The organism is Ruegeria sp. B1, assembly GCF_056535885.1.
The window spans coordinates 313,220-333,146 of sequence record NZ_JBQFJA010000001.1; the positions used below are offsets into that span (position 1 = coordinate 313,220).

Below are 19,927 nucleotides of genomic sequence, written 5' to 3' on the forward strand. Positions count from 1 at the left end.
CGATAACCCGCTGTAAACCAATGATTGGCTAGCTTGCTCCGGACTGATCAGAACCCCGGACCGGCAGAATGCCAAATTGCAAATTCCCGCTTCTATACCTATTGGCACTGATACTTGCCGCTGAGCCGGGCTATGCTATGCCAAATCCTCGCTTCGGAGGTGTGTGTGATCAGGCAGCCCGTCGCGCGGCTCTGTCAGAAGATGTGCCGCTTGACGTTCTACAGGCCATTTCACGCGTGGAAACCGGGCGGGCGCGGGACGGTCGCCTGGAACCCTGGCCTTGGACCGTCAACGTTGAGGGTCAGGGATATTGGTTTACCTCAGAGGTCGAAGCCAAGTCTTACGTCTTTGATATCTTCAAGGCAGGCAAGCGCAGCTTTGATGTGGGGTGTTTTCAGATCAATTACCGCTGGCATGGGCAGGCGTTCCGGTCGATCGATGCGATGTTCGACCCGGATGAAAACGCGATATACGCAGCCCGATTTCTGAATGAGTTGTATGCCGAACTTGGGTCCTGGTCCGCCGCGGCGGGCGCGTATCATTCCCGCACCCCGTCCTTGGCAGAGGCGTATCGGGGCCGTTTCGAAACCGCGCTGGCACAGTTGGATGGCCAAGACACCGAACGAACGCTGGCCATGTCCCGCGATCCGTTCACAAGCGCGGCCGCTCCTTTGATCCCATTGACCGCCGCGCGCGTCGGCAACGGGATGCTCGGATCATTAGTGCCCGCAGCCGACTCTGCCACCGCCTTCATCGCGTTCAACTAGGAGGTCCGATTGCCCAAGATTGACACCCGGGCCTTGTTTTCGCCCACCGTTCTGTTGGCGCTGGCGCTGATGACGGTCATTGTGATGATGATCCTGCCAATGCCTGCGTGGGTGCTGGACCTTGGGCTGGCCGCCTCGTTTGCGCTGGCGATCCTGATCTTTACCCTGACCCTGTTTATCGAACGACCGCTGGATTTCTCGTCCTTTCCGACCATTTTGCTGGCATCGCTGATGCTGCGCCTGTCGCTGAATGTTTCGTCCACCAAGCTGATCATCGGTCAGGGCCATACCGGCCCTAACGCGGCTGGGGACGTGATTGAAGGGTTTGCCCAGTTTGTCATGGGGGGCAGCATTTTCCTGGGCCTCGTTGTGTTTGGCGTTTTGCTGATCGTGAATTTCATGGTCATCACCAAAGGTGCCGCACGGATGGCCGAGGTCGGCGCACGATTTGCGCTGGACGGGATGCCGGGTAAACAACTCGCCATCGACAGCGACATGTCCGCAGGTGCAATCGATCACCAGCAGGCCAAGGAACGGCGCGAACGGGAACAACAGGAAACAACCTTTTTCGGTTCACTGGACGGGGCGTCGAAATTCGTCAAGGGCGACGCCGTCGCGGGGTTGCTGATCACCCTGCTGAACCTTGTCATGGGCTTGGTGATGGGCGTGATCGTGCATGGCATGCCGGTTTCGTCGGCCTTTGAGACTTACGCGATTCTGACCGTTGGGGATGGGTTGGTGTCGCAAATCCCGGCCGTCATCATCTCGATTGCATCTGCCCTGTTGCTGGCCCGGGGCGGCACGCAGGGCGCAACCGACAACGCGATCTTCTCGCAGCTGGGGCGCCACCCCGCCGCGCTGAGCACTGTTGCGGTGTTAATGTTTTTGTTTGCATTGGTGCCCGGGCTGCCGTTTCTGCCGTTTATCCTCGGGGCCGCCGTACTTGGCTATACAGCCTTTCGGGTCCATCGAAAACAACAGGGCGAAGAGGGAGCCGAGGACACTGCACAAACCGACTCCGATGCGCCTGTCTCACAGGCCATTGGGGATATTCTGGACCTCGACGACGTGCATCTGGAATTTGCCCCGGATCTTATCAGCATGGTTCTGAACGCCGGCACGGGTCTGGATGCCCGGATCGCAAATATGCGCACCTATGTGGCCTCGACCTTTGGCCTGATCCTGCCGGACATCCGCCTGACCGACCGCGCAGATTTGCCGACCGGAACCTATGTGATCAAGGTGCACGGCGTGGAACAGGCCCGAGGGGTCCTCAACCCCGATCTGGTTCTGGCGCTGGTGCAGGACGGGCCGGACCTGCTGCCGGATGGCAATGATGTGACCGAGCCTGTCTATGGCGCTCCGGCGCGTTGGATTCTGCCAAAAGATCAGGAAGAGGCAGCGCTGAGCGGGGCCACCATTGTGTCGCCTCCGGAAATTCTGGCGACGCATCTGTTGGAGATCATCAAACAGAATTTCTCGCGCCTGCTGACCCTGAAATCCCTGCGGCGCCTGCTGTCCGAAATGACCCGGCTGAGCGATCCGGTGCGGGCCGAGGCCAACCGCAAATTGCTGGACGAATTGATCCCGGACAAAGTGCCGATCGACACATTGCACGCGGTGTTGCGCCTGCTGCTGGACGAGCGGGTCTCGATTCGCAACATGACCCTGATCCTGGAGGCTGTTGCCGAGGCGCGACTGACAACCACCCAGCCCGAAGGGATTTGCGAACTGGTCCGGCAGCGGCTGGGATTTCAGCTGGTTGCCGAGATGAAACGCGAGGATGGATCCATCCCGCTGATCCAACTGGATCCCGACTGGGAGGATACGTTCGCCACTTACCAGATCGACACGCCCAATGCCGGTCTGGACGTGGCGTTGCCGCCCAACCTGTTCAACAAACTGGCGGATGGGGTGGTCGGTACAGTTGCAAATTCGGCGGACCAGGGCTTGTTTCCCGCTGTGGTCACGTCCACCCGCCGCCGCCGCCTACTGAGGACAATAATGCAGGCGCGCGGCGTGTCCAACCCTGTTCTGTCATTCGAGGAAATCGGGTTGGAGGCGCGGCCCGCTTTGGTTGGAACGGTGCCCGCATGATTGCCCTGCCGCCTGAGCTTCTGCCGCAACTGGGCACGGGCTTGTGGCACCTGTTCGTCGTATTCCTTCGAATCTCCGCGTTGGTTTCGCTACTGCCTGCCTTCGGCGAACGCAGCATACCCACGCGGGTGAAACTGGGGATCGCTGCGGCCTTCACGCTGATCGTGACCCCGGCCGTGTCCACGCCCCTTGCCGCACCCGGTTTGCTGCCGACGGTGCGGTTGGTCGGAACGGAGATCCTGATCGGCCTCGCATTGGGCATGGGTTTGCGTCTCTTTGTTCTGGCGATGCAGACCGCAGGGTCCATTGCGGCCCAATCCACCTCACTGGCACAGATTCTGGGCGGTGCAGCCGTCGACCCTGTTCCGGCGATGGGATATCTGCTGACTTTAGCGGGACTCGCTCTGGCGGTTCTATTGGGCCTGCATGTCCGTGTGGCGCAGTTCCTGATCCACAGCTACGCACTGTTTCCTGTAGGCCAGACACTATCGGCGCCCGATTTGTCGCAATGGGGTGTGCAGCAAATTTCGCGCAGTTTCGGACTGGCCTTTGCCCTGGCGACGCCGTTCGTCATCGCATCGCTGATCTACAATCTGGCACTAGGCGTGATCAACCGAGCCATGCCGCAATTGATGGTCGCCTTTGTCGGCGCGCCGGCCATCACTTTTGCGGGGCTGTTCCTGCTGTTTGCCGGGGCACCCTTGATCTTGTCGGTTTGGTCTGACGCGCTGTTCGACTTCATTCGCAACCCGACCGCGCCAGCACCATGAACGCCTCGGACGACGACAGTGACAAATCCTTTGAGCCAACGCCGCAGAAGCTGGAGAAAGCGCGGGAGAAAGGCGAGGTCGCAAAATCCACAGATCTGTCAGGCGTGGCCGGTTACGCCGGACTCCTGATTGCACTGCTCACAGCAGGGCCCTATGCAGCCGTACAACTGGGCACGGCTTTCATGGTTCTTATTGATCAGTCTGAGCAACTGTCAGATCTGATGACGCTTGGCCCGGCTTCTGCGCCTGTTGGAGGGCTGCTCAAAGGACCACTTGTTCCAGCAATCCTGTTGTTTGCCCTTCCGGCGACGGCTGTGTTGCTCAGCCTGATCGCCCAGCGCGCACTTGTTTTTTCTCCCGACAAGCTGAAACCAAAGCTCTCGCGTATCTCGATTACTTCGAACGCAAAGAACAAATTCGGTCGGGGTGGCCTTTTTGAGTTTGCCAAGAGCTTCGCCAAACTTGCCATCTACAGCACCTGCCTGGCGCTTTTTCTGTGGGCGAATCTGATGGAGATTCTGTCAGCCAGCGCGGCGCCATCGCGGTCCTCGATCCTGCTGATGATGAACCTTTTGTTTCGGTTTTTATTCATTGTCATTGTGATCGCACTGGCCATCGGAATTGTCGACTACCTGTGGCAATACGCCGAACACATCCGCAAGAACCGGATGTCGCGAAAGGAAATCCAGGATGAGACCAAGGACGCAGAAGGCGACCCGCACGTCAAACAACATCGCCGCCAGCGCGCCCAGGAAATTGCCACGGGCCAGATGATGGCGGATGTGCCAACCGCCGATGTGGTCATTGTGAACCCCACACATTTCGCTGTTGCGCTCAAATGGTCGCGCGCGGCCGGGGCCGCACCGGTCTGCGTGGCCAAAGGCGTCGACGAAGTCGCTGCCGCAATTCGATCCACGGCGGGGCAGTCGGGTGTCCCGATCCATGCCGATCCGCCAACCGCGCGGGCACTGCACGCGACGGTCGAAATCGGACAAGAAGTGCCCGAAGAGCTTTATCGCCCAGTGGCCGCCGCGATCCGATTTGCCGAAGCGATGCGCAAAAGAGCAAAAGGACAGGTGCGATGAGACGTACTCACCTGCAGAACCTTGAAACAGTGACCGAGGCGATGTTTCAGCAGAAGTTCCAATCGCTGCGCCCGGTGCTTGAGGCTGAAGCAAGAATTCACAACCAACTGTCCCGCTTGGATGAACAGATGCATCAGGCGTGCCGGGACAGCACCAGCAGCGACGGCTACAAAGTGTCTGGCGCGGATATCTTGTGGAATGGCTGGGAATCCGCCACCCGCCGTCAGCTGAACATGGAACTTGCCCGGTTGCGGTCTCAGAAGCTCGACGCTCTAAGCGCGCTACGCCAAGCCTTTGGTCGTAAAACCGCGGTTCAAACTCTGTCAGTTCGTCTGCAGGGCGCTGACAGACAGGCCCGGATCAGAAAACAGTTGGAGCAGTAGAGCCACCTGATACAGACCTCGTGTTTTACGCGTTCAGGTCTCAGCTATCCTGCCTGTTGACGCTCGTGATTAGAACCTGCGAGACATCACTGCCTAGTTCCTTACGGACCACTTCCAACAACGACTTGCGCAATACATCCAGATTGTCGGATTGCGTGAATATGCCGTCAAAGCCACCCGTATTGGCATGGTCAAAGAGGACCTGAAGGAACCCATCGCGTAGTTTAGGCTCAATTGCATAAAAGGTTTCGGTGACCGACGGTTTCGCCTCAAGACTCAGAGACATCGTGACCAAAGCCCTGATCTCGTCATCTTCGACAACCGGGACAACAAACTGCTTGGTCATCTTAAGATATTCGAAACCGGGCGACCCGCCGGATGCATCGGCATGTCTTTCAGTTGGTGCTACCGGTGCATCTGTCTGTTGGTCTGTTTTTGCTGCGGCGTCCTGTTCCGAAAGCGTGTCCTCCGCTTCCCCAGAAGGTGAAAGGAACACACCTGCACCGATTCCGGCTCCAAGCCCGGCAACCATGAAAATCAGAGGTATCAGCAATTTCGCCATAACCAGACCTCAGAAAGGCAAAAGGGAATCGAGGACTTGCTGGCCATATCTTGGCTGCTGCACGTCGGTTATTTGCCCGCGGCCGCCATAGGACACCCGCGCTGACGCTATTTTGTCATAGGTGATCTCATTCTTGCGTGAGATATCCTGCGGGCGGATATATCCGGCGACCAGCAACTCCCTTAGCTCGAAATTGACGCGCAGTTCCTGAGACCCAGAGATAGACAATACCCCATTCGGCAGAACATCCAGTACGGTTGCTGCGACGCGCAGTGTCAGTTTCTCGTTTCGCCGAACCGATCCGCGCCCAGAACTGGATGCGTCAGAGTCAATCGAGACCGCCTCTTCCAGAGATGCGCCCTCTGGCAAGCTGTTTTGCGCCCGTTGCGGCAAACCGAATAGACCGACAACCCCGAGGTTTTCTGAGCCGGACCGAGAACGGTTGGTGTTGTTGGAAATCTCTGCCTCTTCGTCCAGCTCGATGACCACCGTCAGGATATCGCCTTTCTTGATGGCGCGTTGATCGCCCAAAAGCGAGTGTTGACCACCGCTCCACAAGGATGCCCTGTCGACATTGCGCTGAGATTGGGTGTGCAGAGGCAGGCCGGGCCACAGCATGGCAACCTGCTCAGGCGACTCTTCCTGAGGCGTGAAACTTGGCGGTTTCCCCAAGTGATCCAGACGCCCGCACGCAGACAGGGCAAATACCGTGATTACAAGAGATTTTGACAACGCAGACATCAGTTTACCTCGATTTGGCCATTTGGCCGGATTTGGCCTGACACAGTGGTACGCGACGATAGGTTCATGACGCGGATGCGATCGCCAGCGGCCCCGCGCCCCAGGGCGCGGCCTTCGGTCGTGATTGAAAGAGCAGCGCGTCGAAACACCAAAAGAACCAGATCATTTCGGTCCACAATGGCTGGGGGGCCCACGTCGGTTTCGCGAATCGGGCGGCCCGGATAAAGGGCCACACGTGCTTCCTGTCCGATCAAAGCCTCTGTTTCTGAGACAGCTCCTGGTATCGTCTTGGGCTGTGTCTCCAGATCTGCAGCGACGATAATCTCCTTGGCACGGATCGTCCGGGTCGACACAACAATGTCAGCCTGCGCACTCAAAGGCAGGGCTATTGCGACGGACAGGAGCAGCGCACGCATCACCGCACCTGGGTCGTTGCGGCCATCATCTGATCGGCGGCCGAAATGACCTTTGCGTTCATTTCATACCCGCGCTGCGCCTCAATCAGTTCCGTCACTTCACGCACGGCGTCAACGGAACTGTCTTCCAGATAGCCCTGCCGCAAGGTGCCAAGACCGTCCTCACCCGGCGGTCCCACGACCGGTGCCCCAGAGGCCTCGGTTTCTTTGAAGAGATTGCTGCCGATTGCCTCGAGCCCCTTGGCGTTCGAAAAACTCGTCAGGGTGAACTCACCCAACAACTGCCCTTCGGCAGTGTCATCGAAATAGGCATAAACTTCTCCCACTGCGTTGATCGAGATTGATCTGGCATCATCCGGAATCGTGATCTCGGGAGCGACGGCAAAGCCATCGGAGGTTACAATGAGGCCTTCGGCCGACCGTTTCAGACTGCCATCACGGGTAAAGGCGGACTGGCCATTCGGCAGGGTCACCTCCAGATATCCTCGACCCTCAATCGCAATATCCAGATCGCTGCCGGTCTCAGACAAAGCGCCTTGCGCCAGTTGCACAGTGACAGCGGCGGGGCGCACACCGAGGCCCAATTGAATGCCCGTTGGCAAAACCGTTCCGTCCGAAGCGTTCACGGTTCCGGCGCGGGCCATCTGCTGATAATGCAGATCCGCGAATTCCGCGCGTCGCGCGTTGTAGCCTGTGGTGTTCATGTTCGCCAGATTGTTCGAGATCGTCTCGACCCGCATTTGTTGCGCGGTCATGCCGGTGGCGGCAATTTTCAGTGCACGCATGTCTGTGTCTCCTGTATCAGTAAATCAGCGCATCAGCGCCTTGAACGCACCGCGCAGCCGCTCGTCTTCGGTTTCCAGAAAGCTCTGGCCCAGTTCATAGGCGCGCTGAACCTCGATGAGGCGGGTCACCTGTTCGATGGCGTTGACATTCGACCCCTCGAGAAAACGATGCAAAACAACCGGTTCTTCAACAGGTTCCACATCGCCCTGAGCGCGGAACTGTGTGTTGCCTTCGCGTATCAGATCCTTTGGCTCGCCGACGCGATAAACACCAATCTGGCCCAGAAGCTGACCATTCACGCTCAGCGTGCCGTCGCTGCCGACATCGATTGAGGCAATATCCGGTGGCACGAAGATGGGCGATCCGTTGCTGTCGAGCACACGCGCCCCGTCCATCGTGACCAGATCTCCCTGCGCGTCAGGAGAGAAGCTACCCGCTCGCGTCAGACGGTTGCCTGCCGGTGTTTCAATCAGGAAAAACCCTTCACCTTCGATGGCAAAGTCGAACTGGCCACCGGTTTCCGTCAGAACACCCTGTTGCAGGGACGTATTGCGAGCCTCGGACCGGCTCATCGAAAGCGAGGGGGAATTGGGCAGGTCCTTGATAAACTCCGAGAAAACCAGGCCTTGCTGGCGATACCCGGTCGTATTTGCGTTGGCGATATTGTTGGCCACCAGACGCATTTCCTTCATCAGTCCAGATTGGCGGGACAATGTGGTGTAAGCCGTATCCATCAGCGGCCTCCTGCGATCAACGGGACGAGTGTTCCGGTAAAAAAAGTGACAAGCGTTTGGGTCATGAACCCCATCGAAATCCAGAACACGATGACAATAGCGACGAGTTTCGGAACAAAGGTCAGGGTCATTTCCTGGATCGAGGTCAAGGCCTGAAACAGGCCCACGACCAGACCGGAGAGAAGCGCCATGGCCAGGATCGGAACCGAGGTAATCACCGCGATCCACAGCGCCTGACGCACAACGTCATAAAAAAGACCTTCGCTCAGCATCGCTCAGACCGGCATTCGCAGGATTTCCTGATAGGCTTCGACCACCTTGTTGCGCACGACCACGGCGGTTTCGACCGCCAGTTCGGTGTGCGCCAGCGCCTGGACCAGAGCATGCGGGTCGACCTGGCCGGTCATTGCCGTTTCTGACATCTGCTCGCTGTGTTTCAGGGTGGTGGCAAAGTCCTGAAATGCGGATCGCACCCCTTGGGCCACACCACTGAGATCGGGATCGGCCTGTGTGGCGGGTCGTGCAAACGCATAGTTCTGCGCCGCCGTCAGTGATCGGATATCCATTCTGGGTTTCCTTTATTTTCTAAGCAGTTCCATCAGGCTCGACGACATCTGCCGCGCCTGGTCGAACATCTTGAGGTTGGCTTCGTAACTGCGCTGCGCCTCACGCGCGTCGGCGATTTCGATCATCAGATCGACATTTGACCCGCGATAATGGCCTGTCTTATCGGCCATCGGGTGACCGGGATCGTAAACGCGGCTCAGATCGCTCCGGTCGAGCCGTATGCGACCGGCCTGAACGATGTCTTTGCCGTCTTTTTGAACCGTTTCGAACGGCACTGTCTTGCGCCTGTATCCCGGCGTATCCGCGTTCGAGATGTTTTCAGACACGTGGCGCAACCGGGCCGATTGCGCCCGCAGGGCATTGGCGGACGCGGTCAGGGAATGGGAAAAATCGCTCATATCAGCCTCTCCTTACGCGCGACCCAGACTGGACCGCAGAACGCCGATAGAGGTTCGATAAATCGCCAAAGCACGGTCATGTTGCCGCTTGACCTCGATCGCTTTCAGCATTTCCGCTTCCAGCGAGACACCGTTTCCATTGGGATCACCCGAAGGCGCGGCGACATGTTCCGCCCAGGACTGACCCGTCAGTGTGGCGCCGTGCAGATGCCCGGGTCGGGTCGCAATCATCTCGGGCCTGCGCCCGGTGGTTTCATATGCTGTTTTGAAGGCTTCAATATCGCGCGGCTGGTATCCCGGCGTATCCGCGTTGGCCATGTTGCGCGAAATGACCGCCTGCCGTTGTCCGGCATGAGTTGCCATTGCGTACGCTGTCTTAAAGACGTTCAGGTCAGAGAACATCGGGGCTTCTCCCTCGATCAATTTCAATCAAGGCTTAACCCCGATTCCTTTAGAAACCGTTTTCGACAAACCAGTTGGAGACCCCGTCATGTCCGATCTCGATCCGATACTTTTGAAAAGTGAATTCGACAGGATGCGTGCCGTGCGGCATGTGGGGTCGGTGACCGGTGTGGCGAATGGTGTGATCGAAACAACCGGCTTGACCGCGCATGCGCGAATCGGGGATCTTCTGACACTGCATCGCCGCTCGGGTCCGGATCTGGCAGGTGAAGTGCTGTATGTCGGGTCGGACCACGTTCACATGCTGCCGGGGGCCACGCCCGAGGGGGTCAGCCTGGGAGATCGTGTGACACTTGACCCCTCGCCCGGGTTCGCGCCCGGGATGCACTGGCTTGGCCGTGTCATTGATCCTTTCGGACAACCGCTGGACGGCAAACCGCTGCTGGGCGGACCACATGACCGCGACATTATGCAAGCGCCCCCGCCGGCGGTTGACCGCAAGCCCTTGGGAGAGCGTCTGGCAACCGGTCTGGCCGTGCTAAACACAGTGTTGCCGATTGTGCGCGGGCAGCGGGTTGGTCTGTTTGCGGGTTCCGGGGTTGGCAAATCCACGTTGCTGGCGACGCTGGCGCGATCCATGCAGGCTGATGCGGTCGTAGTCGCCTTGGTTGGGGAGCGCGGGCGCGAAGTAAACGAGTTCCTTCAACACGCGCTCGGACCGCAAGCCATGAAACGGTCCGTTGTTGTGACCGCGACGTCGGACAAGTCGGCCCTGGCGCGCAGACGCTGCGCCTGGTCGGCCATGTCGGTGGCGGAATTCCTGCGCGATCAGGGTCTGAACGTGCTGTTTCTGGCGGATTCCGTCACGCGTTTTGCCGAGGCACATCGCGAAATCGCCGTGGCCATGGGAGAATCGCCGTCATTGCGCGGTTTTCCCCCGTCTGTGACGCCCTTGATTGCCAACCTTTGCGAACGGGCTGGTCCCGGAACCCTTGAACAGGGCGACATTACCGCGATATTCAGTGTTCTGGTCGCAGGGTCCGATATGGACGAACCCGTTGCGGACATTCTGCGGAGCGTTCTGGATGGTCACGTTGTTTTGAGCCGTGACATTGCCGAGCGCGGCCGTTTCCCCGCCATCGATCTGAGCCGGTCAGTATCCCGCAGCCTGCCTGGCGCCGCTACGGAAACCGAAAACCAGATGATCGCGGAAACCCGCAAACTGGTGGGCAGCTACGAGCAATCCGAGGTTATGATTCGGGCCGGGCTTTACTCCGAAGGCGCGGATCCCTTGTTGGATCAGGCGGTGCGGGTCCACGAGGAACTGGATGGGTTTTTCGGCAAAACCGACGCCGAGGGCATTCAGAACAGCTTCGACCGCCTGTCCGTGATCCTGCGGCGCGCCAATGCAGGTCTGCCAAAGTAACGCCCGTCCGCAACCTGATCGGTTTCAGGCGTTAAGCCCGCCTTAACACCTCTGCTGCTACCCCCGTAATCGGGTGAGAAAAGGTGGTGGAGATGGGTGCGCAATCCAATGCGGCGCCAATCATCATCAAGAAGAAGCGTGTGACGGCTGGTGACAGCCATCACGGTGGCGCGTGGAAAGTCGCGTATGCGGACTTTGTCACAGCCATGATGGCCTTCTTCATGTTGATGTGGCTGCTGAATGCAACGACCGAGAAACAACGCAAAGGCCTGGCGGATTACTTTTCGCCTTCGATTCCGGTCAATCCGGTGTCGGGCGGCGGGAATGATGCTTTTGGCGGCAACAACATGTTCTCGGAAAAAACGCTGGTTATGGACGGCTCGGGTGCCAGCAACCAAAACCCGACCGAAGCCCGAGAGGCGCGCGGATCAACTGGCGTGGATTCTGATGGCGGAGGCAAAGGTGCCGTCGAAGATTTCTCATCGCTCGAAGCACAGCTTCTGGGCCGCACGGGTGAAAGCACGGTATCAGACGACCTTCTCAAGCACATTGTCACCCGTGTCACAGATGAAGGGTTGGTCGTAGAGCTGTTCGATACGGAAGATCAAACGCTCTTCCAACCAGACACAGACACGCCAACACCGGTCATGCGCGCGCTGGCTCTTGTGGTTGCGCGATCCTCGGACCTGGTGACAAACGCCGTGGCCGTTGAAGGGCATGTCAGCGCCTTTCCCATCGTTCTGGCAAAAAACCCCGCCTGGGATGTGTCGACGGCCCGTGCTCAGACGGTCCGGCAGATGCTGCAAAACAACGGGTTGGAGCCGCAGCGGCTGGATCGGGTTACAGGCCACGCGGATCGTAAGCTGCACAGCGATATACCAATGGCACCGCGCAACAACAGAATCGAGATCATATTTCTGCGCGACACCTAAAGGATAGATAGCATTTTAGCTGTTAGCGCGCTGTTAAGGGCAGGAACGTTACTGGTTGCATCAACGATTGACGCAACAGAAGGGAGCGCCGATGACAATTTCTTCTTCGCTGAATGCCGGTGTGGCCGCATTAAAGGCCAACGCGAACAGGCTGGCCACGATTTCCGACAATATCTCCAACGCTTCAACCTTCGGTTACAAGCGGGTGGAGACGGATTTTCATTCCATGGTCGCCTCAGGCCAAGGCGGCAGCTATTCGGCCGGGGGTGTGCGCACGACCAGCCATCGCCTGATTGACCAAGGCGGTTCGCTGGTGACAACCAACAGTGCAACCGATCTGGCCGTTCGCGGACGGGGCATGTTGCCGGTGCGCCCAAGCTCTCAGATTGCGGCTGGCTCGAATGAGATGCTGCTGACAACAACTGGCTCATTTGAACCAGACAATCAGGGCTATCTGGTATCCAAATCGGGCCTGGTCCTGCTGGGATGGCGTGCCAATCCGGATGGGTCGATGCCAGCCGTACCAAGAGACACGCCTGCAGCGCTGGAACCGATACAACTGAGCGTCAATCAACTGTCCGGTTCCCCGACGACGCAGATGAGCCTGCGGATGAACCTGCCTGCAACAGAAACGGATGCGGGTGCGGCGGGTGAGACGCAGACTCTGTCGGTCGAATACTTCGACAATCTTGGCAAATCCGAAAGCGTCGATATCGAACTGGTACCAACGGTACCGGGAACGGGGTCCAGCAACGAATGGACCATGATTATGCGCGACTCCGCCTCAGGTGGTGCGGTGATCGGGGAATACACGCTGACCTTCACGGACAACCGAACAGCGGGCGGCACGCTTGCCACCGTCACAACCGTTTCGGGCGGCGCCTACGATCCGGCCACGGGCAGCGTTGTCGTAAACGTCGCCGGAGGACCGATGGAGGTCAACATCGGTCAGATCGGTGACGCTGACGGGATCACGCAGCTATCGGATACATTCGCACCCGGATCTATCGCGCGCGACGGTTCGGCGGTTGGAACACTGACCAGCGTTCAAGTTGACGAAAACGGGTATGTGTTTGCACTGTATGACACCGGCGTCAGCCGCCGGGTTTTTCAGATACCTTTGGCAGATGTGCCGAATCCCAACGGGCTGACGGCGCTCGACAACCAGACTTACGCCCCATCCCGCGAAAGCGGCAACTTCTTCCTGTGGAACGCTGGAGAAGGCCCAACCGGCGAAGTCGCATCCTTCGCCCGCGAAGAATCCACCACGGATATCGCGACCGAGCTGACCTCGATGATCCAGACACAGCGCGCTTATTCCTCAAGCGCCAAGGTGATCCAGACCGTCGATGAGATGCTACAGGAAACCACCAATATCAAACGCTGATTTGAGCTTTGACCACCGGAAAGGACCCGTCGGATGAATCTGTCGACAGCTTTGAACAACGCCATGAGCGGCCTGACCGCGACGAGTCGGGGCGCGTCTGTTGTATCCGGGAACATCGCAAACGCCCTGACACCTGGCTATGCAAAACGCTCGCTGGAACTGACATCAAACCTCATTTCAGGCAATGGCGTACGCGTTGCGGGGGTCATCCGACATCAGGACCCGGTGCTGACCGCCAATCGCCGAGCCACCGATGCCGACTTAGCCTATCGCTCGGCGGTGTCTGATTTTCACACACGCTTAGAGGGGTTTGTGGGCACGCCCGAAGATGCGGCGTCGCTCTCTAATCGCTTGACCGAATTCGGAAACAACCTGATCACGGCGGCCAGCCTTCCAAATTCGGTCGAACGGCTGGATCAATTGGCCCGCAGCGGTCGTGACCTGACAAACGGCTTGAACCGCGCGTCCGAAGGGCTGCGACAGTTGCGCTCGGACGCCGATCGCACGATCGGGTCACAAGTGGCCGCGTTGAACCAGGCCCTTCAAGACATCGAAGATCTGAACGCGAGGATTCCATCAATTCGCAATTCGGGTGGTGACATCAACGGATTTCTCGATCAGCGCCAAGTCCTGATTGATCAGGTCAACCAACTGATTCCGGTGAATGTCGTTCCACGCGACAATGATCGTGTTTCTCTTTACTCCGATGGCGGGCTGATCCTGCTCGAAGGGAAAGCCTCCGAGTTTTCCTTCACCATCACCGGCGATACGCAGCCCCATATGACAGTGGCCAACGGTCTGTTGTCAGGGCTGGAGATGAATGGAAATCCGGTGCGAATCAGTGGCGATACCGCGCAAATCCGGGGCGGTGCCTTGGCAGGTCAGTTCGAAATCCGTGATGAACTTGCACCCGAAGCTCAGACTCAGCTCGACACAGTTGCCCGCGATCTGATTGAACGGTTCGAATCCCCCGGACTGGACCCAACGGTCCTGGCGACCGATCCGGGATTGTTTACCGATGATGGCAACCGCCTGGATCTGACCATGCTCTCGGGTCTGGCATCCCGGATTAGCCTCAATACCAGTGTTGATCCCGATACGGGCGGCGACAGCTGGCGACTGCGCGCGGGGCTCGGGGCCACTGTTCCGAACGATCCCGGAGACGCGACCCAATTGCAGGCCTTTAGTGCCGTTCTGGGCGATGCCCGACCGGTTCCAGGGGCGATCTTCGGAACCGGGGCCATGCGTGCAGCAGAGATAGCTGACGCGATGATGTCCCGTACGGGGGCAAATGCCCATGTTGCCGAGCAACGCAAAACCTTCGCGGCCGGCGCTCAGCAGCAGATGGCACTGCTTGAGGCAGAACAGGGCGTGGATACTGATGACGAGCTGCAACGGTTGATACAGATCGAACAAGCCTACGCGGCCAATGCACGTCTCATCTCGGTCGTGGATGAGCTGATGGAAACCCTTCTGAGGTTGTAAACATGACTTTGACGTCCATAGGAGATCTCGCACGTAATTTGACTCTGCAAACCCGGTCAAATGAACTCAAACATCAAATCGAAGACCTTTCGCATGAATTGTCGACCTGGAAAGCAAAGGATGTATCCGCGCATTTGATGGGCGATTACTCCCACCTTCTCGATTTAGACCGCAGTCTGACCCGGCTGGATGCTTTTGACGTTGCCTCAGCGGAGGCTGAATTGTTCACTGATACTATGCAGCAGAGCCTGACGCTGTTTAGCGACTCCAGCGGCGAGATGACGGCGAGCTTGCTGGCATTCGGCACGGCAAATCACGCTGTCACACACGAACAGGCTTCGGTTCAAGCTCGCAACGAGTTGGATACTATGATGTCCGCGTTGAACACGCGTATCGGCAACAGGAGCCTGTTTTCGGGTATTGCCACAGATGTCTCGCCACTGCCGTCGGTCGAGACTCTGTTGACCAACCTCGAGGCGGAACTGACCGGCTTGGCGACCATCACTGACATCCGCAATGCCGCTGACGCCTGGTTCAACGACCCTGCGGGGTTTGACACGGTCATTTACCGGGGATCCGACACAGCCCTGTCGTCGATGCAGATTGCCGAAAACGAGCGGATTTCTCTTTCAATAGCGGCAACAGACCCTGCTTTGAAAGCCGCCATGCGTGACGTGGCAATTGCAGCGCTTGTTGCGGATAACGCGCTGGCCATTCCCACAGATCAGCGAACAGGATTGTTCAAACAGCTGGGGGTCGCATTGGCCAATACGCAGGATGAAATCGTCAAACTTCAGGCCGAGGTCGGCGCCGCCGAATCCCGGGTCGAGCAGGCCGTAACCCGAAACGCTGCTGCGCGCACCAGTCTGGAATACAGCCGCAATGTGCTGATCGGGGTCGATCCGGATGAAACCGCTGTCAAACTAAAAACCGTACAAAGCCAACTTGAAAGCCTCTACACCGTCACCGTTCGCAATGCGGGCCTGTCCCTGGTGAACTTCCTGAGATGAGGGTTCTTGTTTTTCTCATTGCGCTTCTGCCCGGCGTGGCATTTGCTGGTGCGATCCGGTTGAAGGATCTGGTGGATTTTGACGGCGTACGGGGCAACGATCTTGTGGGCTATGGCCTTGTCGTGGGGTTGAACGGAACAGGCGACGGACTGCGGAACTCACCCTTTACGGAAGAAATCATGTCCAACATCCTTGAACGCCTGGGCGTCAACGTCACGGGTGAGGATTTCCGGCCCAAGAATGTGGCGGCCGTCCTTGTGACCGCCAGCCTTCCCCCTTTCTCGCGGGTCGGGGGTCAGATTGACGTGACTGTGTCCGCAATCGGGGATTCCAACAGTCTACTGGGCGGGACGCTGATCATGACCCCGCTCAACGCGGCGGACGGGCAGATCTATGCAGTGGCGCAGGGGACGGTTCTGGCGGGTGGCGCAGTTGCCGAGGGTGAGGCGGCCTCCGTCGTTCAGGGCGTTCCCACGTCCGGGGTCATTCCTTCTGGCGCGCGGGTGGAGCGCGAAATCGATTTTGACCTGTCGACGCTGACCCAGATGCGGCTGGCCTTGCGCGAACCCGATTTTACAACGGCTGGACGTATCGAGGTGGCCATAAACACTGAATTCAACCGTGCCGTGGCGATCATGCGGGATTCCGGAACCGTCGAACTGAATATCGCCGCAACGCAAGCCATTTCCACGGCACATGCGATTGGCCGGATCGAGAATATCCTGGTTGAACCGGAAACCAAAGCACGGGTTGTCGTTGATCAGCGTTCCGGCACCATTGTTATGGGTCAGGAAGTGCGTATTTCGCGTGTTGCAGTATCCCAGGGCAACCTGACCCTGACCGTCGAAGAAGCCCCGATTGCGGTTCAACCCAACCCCTTTGCACGGGGAGAGACCGTTGTTGTGCCAAGGACCATCGCCGGAATCGAAGAGGAGGAGGGCACAGGTCTTGCCGAGATTCCCGAGGCGACAACCCTGTCCGAGGTCGTGGCCGGGCTCAACGCTTTGGGTGTGTCGCCGCGGGACATGATCGACATTCTGAAGACGATCAAGGCCGCGGGCGCGCTGCATGCCGAGTTCATCGTCCGGTAGCTCTGGGGCGGTTCCAGCAGGCCATTTCTTCGACCAAAAAAGGTGACGGCATTTCTGCAATGGTGCCGACTATTTCGATTTCCAGCTGTCCAGCCAACGGCGGAGGCGGGTACGGCGTTCGTCAATCGCGTCTCCGGCCGCATAAAACCCGTCCTCGACATTCTCGAGCATCGGATCGATCCGTGCTTGCCGGAACCTGCGCCACCGAACCCAGAGCGCCCAGACCAACGCGGCCAACACAGTCAGGAACACAATGTTGAACCACGGGATGATACGGGTGTCCGGACCATCGACATGCCGGATGGAAACCGCATTGGGAAAGATCGACATAAACTCATTCCGCCAGCCGTAATGCGTGACCACAACCCAATCCGGGTCATCCTTGGTGGATTTCGCATCGTTGGCTTCGGTGTAAAGGTTTGCTGTGTCGAACTTGAAATAGGGCGGCCAACCCCAACTGGTATCCTCGTTCCGATAGACGATCGGCTTACCGTTTGCGCGCACCGCCTGAATAAACTGCACATCACGGTTTGACAGGCTCGTCGACTGATCATCAGGTTCTGACCAGAAGATACGGGTCCAATCGTTCAGGTCTTGCCGTTCCTCATAGGTATTGACGATCCGCACGATATCCTGCTGCGGCAGCGAGTATTGCAGGATCGTGCCAATGGTGACCCAGAATATGATGATGAACGCCCATTTCACATAGGCCATGCCAATACCCTCACATGTAATTCACGATATAGATCAGTGCGCCAATCGCCACCCATGGCATAACATAGACACCCAGGATCAGTTTGCGCCGGAACGAATTGTCATAGACATGCAACCCGCGCGCGACAAAAGCGTCCTTGTTGCCGGTCTTACCTTTCTCGTCCCACCAGTTTTCAAGCTTGCGGCGGCGCACACTGCGCGAATACAGAGACAGAGCGACATAGGCGACCGTCTGGATCACCAGCAGGATCAGAAACAGCCGCAGTGCTCCCAACATCTCTAACCCCTCCTCACGGCGCCCCAAGGCCCGACCCGTGCAATCACCGCATCGCTGACCCGGTCGTTGCCGCTCATATCCGGTTCATGGCCGAACAGCGCAGCACGGGCACCGACCTTGTCCACCTGATACTCTCGGGCGAGAAAATCGGCAACATAGGCTTTCTTGGTCTCGGGCCATTTGGCGTAGGTTCTGTAGAACAGTTCCTTGTGGCAAATGAACATCTGACGCGGGTCCAGCGGGGCAAGCTCGGCCAGCAACATATTGACCAGATCGCGACTGGGTGTGTCGGCGGCGCGCAGCGTATAGAAATAGGCCGGGTGGTCCGACGTGATGCGCGGCCATTGCCCTCCGTCCGTCGCCCACCGCAACAGCTGCGCCAATCCGTGATAGGCCTTGGGCAGTTGGTCGGAGTGTTTGCGAGCCAGCCGGCGCATATCGCTGCGGTCCAGTTCCGTCAAATCGACATCGGCATCGGCCGCGGCAGCGACTGTAAGAAAGTCCATCTTCTGCTGCAGGACCGCAGCCGAATCGACACCGCGCGCCTTCACGATGGGTTCGACCAGATCGTTATAGTCGAGGAACTTGGCAATCTGGTTCCGCTGAGACGGGTCAAAGACGTATTTGATCGGAAGGTCATCAGGCATATCGCCCATGCAAATTGCCGCCGGGTGATCCAGATCGGGGAACAGATAGAGCCCACCAAAATGCGCTGTCCAGAAGTTGCGCTGCTCAAAATCCGTATGGCGCAAGCGGACAGGATTGCGGGTGACGTCGCCAGTTTCTTTCGCCGTGTCGATCATCCGGGCGATCAGCACATCGTCGAACCAGGCGTCTTCTTCGGTTTTGAACTGCTCGACCATGCCCGCCAGTTGTTCCGCCTTACGCAGGGTGCCGCCGACCGTGTCGGCCTCAATCTCGATCTTGCGCAGGTTCAGCAGTTCATTGGGCGTGGTGAGTTTGATGACCGAGTTCACCAGCTCTCCGGCCACTGCATCGGTGGCGGTCAGGGCAAACAACTGCGCCTCGTTCATCTCGATAAACTCACGCAGAATATCGCGCGAGGTCGAGAATTTGACGTTCAGCAGAGGCGCGCGTTTCTGCTCGGTCGTCAGCAGGATGAACTGCCGGTTGACCCCGTTGGGGTTGAGGTAGAGCGGGTCGTCCAGTTCAATCCCCACCTCCGGCGAATAGCCCGAAACATCGACATGGAAATCCGTCAGCGCCGTGGTCTTGCCCGCCAGATGCTGCAACGCGCGGTTATACCGCTCGACCAGAGCCGGGCTGGAGATGTGGACGAGGTTGCCGAACATCAGGCCTTTTTCGATGAGGCGGATCATTGGCTTTCCTCTAGATTTCTGTAGTCGCTTAACTCTCTCTTGAGACGAACCCACTCAGACTTCAGATACAGATTCACCAAATTCATTAAGTCAAATGCAATACTCTCTTTTTCGGCCTCTTTTTCATTGATGAGTCTTAGCAGTTGCTTGAATATTGCTTTAGGTGCGTCTTCATTGGGATTCATTCTCAATAAAACGCTTTGAATCCGTTCATTTACCTCTGCAAACTTTGCGTCGTCTCGCTTTCCATATTCGGGGGCAAACGCCAAAATGACAGCAAAGTCATCGCGTAGTTGGTCTATCCAATTCTGGCGGAAATCTGCAAGTTTCATGCGCCTTGAAAGCTCGAGCTGCAGCTTTCGTTCTTGAGCGGCTCGATATTGCGCCTCCTTTGAAGCTGCTGCTGAACGCTTCTCGGCAGAACGATTTATTATTGTAGTTACTGCAAGAGTAATCAACGGCACGACCACCAGAGTTATCAATTCCTTGTGGCCAATAATCCATTGGTTCCATGCAGTGAGAAGTTCCAAACTCAAACCCTCCCTTCTAAATACGGC

Annotated in this window: 24 protein-coding genes; 11 read left to right on the top strand and 13 right to left on the bottom strand. The window is 57.9% G+C overall.

The window, feature by feature from the left end; genetic code table 11:
- The first annotated feature begins 101 nt into the window (after positions 1 to 101).
- Genes ACR3ES_RS01580 through ACR3ES_RS01600 form a run of 5 tightly spaced genes read left to right on the top strand, consistent with a single transcriptional unit; the run spans position 102 to position 5,102 of the window.
- Positions 102 to 767, top strand: coding sequence for a transglycosylase SLT domain-containing protein (locus ACR3ES_RS01580; RefSeq protein WP_480493499.1), 666 nt, complete (start codon positions 102 to 104; stop codon positions 765 to 767).
- 9 nt (positions 768 to 776) lie between these two features.
- Positions 777 to 2,864: a flagellar biosynthesis protein FlhA gene (flhA, locus tag ACR3ES_RS01585; RefSeq protein WP_170433981.1), complete on the top strand. Its 2,088-nt coding sequence runs from the start codon at positions 777 to 779 to the stop codon at positions 2,862 to 2,864.
- Complete coding sequence (locus tag ACR3ES_RS01590) at positions 2,861 to 3,634, top strand: flagellar biosynthetic protein FliR (protein ID WP_170433983.1); 774 nt, start codon at positions 2,861 to 2,863, stop codon at positions 3,632 to 3,634. Before flhA ends, ACR3ES_RS01590 begins: the two co-directional genes overlap by 4 nt.
- Positions 3,631 to 4,719: a flagellar type III secretion system protein FlhB gene (gene flhB / locus ACR3ES_RS01595; protein WP_170433985.1), complete on the top strand. Its 1,089-nt coding sequence runs from the start codon at positions 3,631 to 3,633 to the stop codon at positions 4,717 to 4,719. Before ACR3ES_RS01590 ends, flhB begins: the two co-directional genes overlap by 4 nt.
- Positions 4,716 to 5,102, top strand: coding sequence for a hypothetical protein (locus tag ACR3ES_RS01600; RefSeq protein WP_480424688.1), 387 nt, complete (start codon positions 4,716 to 4,718; stop codon positions 5,100 to 5,102). The genes flhB and ACR3ES_RS01600 overlap by 4 nt, the downstream gene beginning before the upstream one ends.
- Positions 5,103 to 5,142: 40 nt before the next feature.
- Here the strand turns inward: ACR3ES_RS01600 and ACR3ES_RS01605 are convergent, their stop codons facing one another.
- The 9 genes from ACR3ES_RS01605 to ACR3ES_RS01645 are packed head-to-tail and all read right to left on the bottom strand — an operon-like array spanning position 5,143 to position 9,708.
- The gene (locus tag ACR3ES_RS01605; RefSeq protein WP_480424690.1) at positions 5,143 to 5,664 is read right to left on the bottom strand and encodes a flagellar basal body-associated FliL family protein; all 522 of its coding nucleotides are present in this window, start codon (positions 5,662 to 5,664) and stop codon (positions 5,143 to 5,145) included.
- A 9-nt stretch (positions 5,665 to 5,673) separates the two neighbouring features.
- Positions 5,674 to 6,405: a flagellar basal body L-ring protein FlgH gene (gene flgH, locus ACR3ES_RS01610; RefSeq protein ID WP_480424691.1), complete on the bottom strand. Its 732-nt coding sequence runs from the start codon at positions 6,403 to 6,405 to the stop codon at positions 5,674 to 5,676.
- Positions 6,405 to 6,821, bottom strand: a complete 417-nt coding sequence (flgA, locus tag ACR3ES_RS01615; RefSeq protein WP_170433991.1) for a flagellar basal body P-ring formation chaperone FlgA — start codon at positions 6,819 to 6,821, stop codon at positions 6,405 to 6,407. The genes flgH and flgA overlap by 1 nt, the downstream gene beginning before the upstream one ends.
- Positions 6,821 to 7,606 (bottom strand): flagellar basal-body rod protein FlgG, encoded by a 786-nt coding sequence (gene flgG / locus ACR3ES_RS01620; protein ID WP_170433993.1) that lies wholly within the window; start codon positions 7,604 to 7,606, stop codon positions 6,821 to 6,823. Before flgG ends, flgA begins: the two co-directional genes overlap by 1 nt.
- Before the next feature lie 24 nt (positions 7,607 to 7,630).
- On the bottom strand, positions 7,631 to 8,341 hold the full coding sequence (locus tag ACR3ES_RS01625) for a flagellar hook-basal body complex protein (RefSeq protein ID WP_170433995.1): 711 nt from the start codon (positions 8,339 to 8,341) through the stop codon (positions 7,631 to 7,633).
- Positions 8,341 to 8,613 carry a flagellar biosynthetic protein FliQ gene (locus tag ACR3ES_RS01630; protein WP_170433997.1) on the bottom strand — a complete coding sequence of 91 codons (273 nt, stop codon included), beginning with the start codon at positions 8,611 to 8,613 and terminating at the stop codon, positions 8,341 to 8,343. Before ACR3ES_RS01630 ends, ACR3ES_RS01625 begins: the two co-directional genes overlap by 1 nt.
- Positions 8,614 to 8,616: 3 nt before the next feature.
- Positions 8,617 to 8,907 (bottom strand): flagellar hook-basal body complex protein FliE, encoded by a 291-nt coding sequence (gene fliE, locus ACR3ES_RS01635; RefSeq protein WP_170433999.1) that lies wholly within the window; start codon positions 8,905 to 8,907, stop codon positions 8,617 to 8,619.
- A 12-nt stretch (positions 8,908 to 8,919) separates the two neighbouring features.
- On the bottom strand, positions 8,920 to 9,306 hold the full coding sequence (flgC, locus tag ACR3ES_RS01640) for a flagellar basal body rod protein FlgC (protein WP_170434002.1): 387 nt from the start codon (positions 9,304 to 9,306) through the stop codon (positions 8,920 to 8,922).
- A gap of 12 nt (positions 9,307 to 9,318) precedes the next feature.
- Positions 9,319 to 9,708, bottom strand: coding sequence for a FlgB family protein (locus tag ACR3ES_RS01645; RefSeq protein WP_170434004.1), 390 nt, complete (start codon positions 9,706 to 9,708; stop codon positions 9,319 to 9,321).
- Positions 9,709 to 9,841: 133 nt separating this feature from the next.
- Between ACR3ES_RS01645 and ACR3ES_RS01650 the strand changes: the two genes are divergently transcribed.
- The 6 genes from ACR3ES_RS01650 to ACR3ES_RS01675 all read left to right on the top strand — a co-directional run bounded on the left by ACR3ES_RS01650 (position 9,842) and on the right by ACR3ES_RS01675 (position 17,039).
- Positions 9,842 to 11,134: a FliI/YscN family ATPase gene (locus ACR3ES_RS01650; RefSeq protein WP_480425537.1), complete on the top strand. Its 1,293-nt coding sequence runs from the start codon at positions 9,842 to 9,844 to the stop codon at positions 11,132 to 11,134.
- A gap of 92 nt (positions 11,135 to 11,226) precedes the next feature.
- Positions 11,227 to 12,066, top strand: coding sequence for an OmpA/MotB family protein (locus tag ACR3ES_RS01655; RefSeq protein ID WP_170434009.1), 840 nt, complete (start codon positions 11,227 to 11,229; stop codon positions 12,064 to 12,066).
- A gap of 91 nt (positions 12,067 to 12,157) precedes the next feature.
- Positions 12,158 to 13,453, top strand: coding sequence for a flagellar hook-basal body complex protein (locus ACR3ES_RS01660; protein ID WP_170434011.1), 1,296 nt, complete (start codon positions 12,158 to 12,160; stop codon positions 13,451 to 13,453).
- A 33-nt stretch (positions 13,454 to 13,486) separates the two neighbouring features.
- The gene (gene flgK, locus ACR3ES_RS01665) at positions 13,487 to 14,938 is read left to right on the top strand and encodes a flagellar hook-associated protein FlgK (protein WP_170434013.1); all 1,452 of its coding nucleotides are present in this window, start codon (positions 13,487 to 13,489) and stop codon (positions 14,936 to 14,938) included.
- Between the two features lie 137 nt (positions 14,939 to 15,075).
- On the top strand, positions 15,076 to 15,948 hold the full coding sequence (locus ACR3ES_RS01670; protein WP_480493497.1) for a flagellin: 873 nt from the start codon (positions 15,076 to 15,078) through the stop codon (positions 15,946 to 15,948).
- Positions 15,945 to 17,039, top strand: a complete 1,095-nt coding sequence (locus ACR3ES_RS01675; RefSeq protein ID WP_170434016.1) for a flagellar basal body P-ring protein FlgI — start codon at positions 15,945 to 15,947, stop codon at positions 17,037 to 17,039. The genes ACR3ES_RS01670 and ACR3ES_RS01675 overlap by 4 nt, the downstream gene beginning before the upstream one ends.
- Before the next feature lie 69 nt (positions 17,040 to 17,108).
- Here the strand turns inward: ACR3ES_RS01675 and ACR3ES_RS01680 are convergent, their stop codons facing one another.
- Genes ACR3ES_RS01680 through ACR3ES_RS01695 form a run of 4 tightly spaced genes read right to left on the bottom strand, consistent with a single transcriptional unit; the run spans position 17,109 to position 19,900 of the window.
- A complete protein-coding gene (locus tag ACR3ES_RS01680) occupies positions 17,109 to 17,753 on the bottom strand; it encodes a DUF1523 family protein (protein WP_170434018.1) in 645 nt (214 codons plus the stop codon).
- A gap of 10 nt (positions 17,754 to 17,763) precedes the next feature.
- On the bottom strand, positions 17,764 to 18,030 hold the full coding sequence (locus ACR3ES_RS01685) for a hypothetical protein (RefSeq protein ID WP_170434021.1): 267 nt from the start codon (positions 18,028 to 18,030) through the stop codon (positions 17,764 to 17,766).
- A 2-nt stretch (positions 18,031 to 18,032) separates the two neighbouring features.
- Positions 18,033 to 19,370 carry a DUF6638 family protein gene (locus ACR3ES_RS01690; protein WP_170434023.1) on the bottom strand — a complete coding sequence of 446 codons (1,338 nt, stop codon included), beginning with the start codon at positions 19,368 to 19,370 and terminating at the stop codon, positions 18,033 to 18,035.
- Positions 19,367 to 19,900, bottom strand: coding sequence for a hypothetical protein (locus tag ACR3ES_RS01695; RefSeq protein ID WP_170434024.1), 534 nt, complete (start codon positions 19,898 to 19,900; stop codon positions 19,367 to 19,369). The genes ACR3ES_RS01690 and ACR3ES_RS01695 overlap by 4 nt, the downstream gene beginning before the upstream one ends.
- Between the last annotated feature and the right edge of the window lie 27 nt (positions 19,901 to 19,927).

Coding starts and splice junctions, on each gene's coding strand:
- flgG (WP_170433993.1), bottom strand. CDS start 7,606: ATGCGTGCACTGAAAATTGCCGCCACCGGCATGACCGCGCAACAAATG.
- ACR3ES_RS01600 (WP_480424688.1), top strand. CDS start 4,716: ATGAGACGTACTCACCTGCAGAACCTTGAAACAGTGACCGAGGCGATG.
- ACR3ES_RS01650 (WP_480425537.1), top strand. CDS start 9,842: ATGCGTGCCGTGCGGCATGTGGGGTCGGTGACCGGTGTGGCGAATGGT.
- ACR3ES_RS01645 (WP_170434004.1), bottom strand. CDS start 9,708: ATGTTCTCTGACCTGAACGTCTTTAAGACAGCGTACGCAATGGCAACT.
- flgH (WP_480424691.1), bottom strand. CDS start 6,405: ATGTCTGCGTTGTCAAAATCTCTTGTAATCACGGTATTTGCCCTGTCT.
- ACR3ES_RS01590 (WP_170433983.1), top strand. CDS start 2,861: ATGATTGCCCTGCCGCCTGAGCTTCTGCCGCAACTGGGCACGGGCTTG.
- ACR3ES_RS01630 (WP_170433997.1), bottom strand. CDS start 8,613: ATGCTGAGCGAAGGTCTTTTTTATGACGTTGTGCGTCAGGCGCTGTGG.
- flgC (WP_170434002.1), bottom strand. CDS start 9,306: ATGAGCGATTTTTCCCATTCCCTGACCGCGTCCGCCAATGCCCTGCGG.
- ACR3ES_RS01670 (WP_480493497.1), top strand. CDS start 15,076: ATGGGCGATTACTCCCACCTTCTCGATTTAGACCGCAGTCTGACCCGG.
- ACR3ES_RS01690 (WP_170434023.1), bottom strand. CDS start 19,370: ATGATCCGCCTCATCGAAAAAGGCCTGATGTTCGGCAACCTCGTCCAC.
- ACR3ES_RS01660 (WP_170434011.1), top strand. CDS start 12,158: ATGACAATTTCTTCTTCGCTGAATGCCGGTGTGGCCGCATTAAAGGCC.
- flgA (WP_170433991.1), bottom strand. CDS start 6,821: ATGCGTGCGCTGCTCCTGTCCGTCGCAATAGCCCTGCCTTTGAGTGCG.
- ACR3ES_RS01685 (WP_170434021.1), bottom strand. CDS start 18,030: ATGTTGGGAGCACTGCGGCTGTTTCTGATCCTGCTGGTGATCCAGACG.
- ACR3ES_RS01680 (WP_170434018.1), bottom strand. CDS start 17,753: ATGGCCTATGTGAAATGGGCGTTCATCATCATATTCTGGGTCACCATT.
- ACR3ES_RS01675 (WP_170434016.1), top strand. CDS start 15,945: ATGAGGGTTCTTGTTTTTCTCATTGCGCTTCTGCCCGGCGTGGCATTT.
- flhB (WP_170433985.1), top strand. CDS start 3,631: ATGAACGCCTCGGACGACGACAGTGACAAATCCTTTGAGCCAACGCCG.
- ACR3ES_RS01605 (WP_480424690.1), bottom strand. CDS start 5,664: ATGGCGAAATTGCTGATACCTCTGATTTTCATGGTTGCCGGGCTTGGA.
- ACR3ES_RS01625 (WP_170433995.1), bottom strand. CDS start 8,341: ATGGATACGGCTTACACCACATTGTCCCGCCAATCTGGACTGATGAAG.
- fliE (WP_170433999.1), bottom strand. CDS start 8,907: ATGGATATCCGATCACTGACGGCGGCGCAGAACTATGCGTTTGCACGA.
- flgK (WP_170434013.1), top strand. CDS start 13,487: ATGAATCTGTCGACAGCTTTGAACAACGCCATGAGCGGCCTGACCGCG.
- ACR3ES_RS01655 (WP_170434009.1), top strand. CDS start 11,227: ATGGGTGCGCAATCCAATGCGGCGCCAATCATCATCAAGAAGAAGCGT.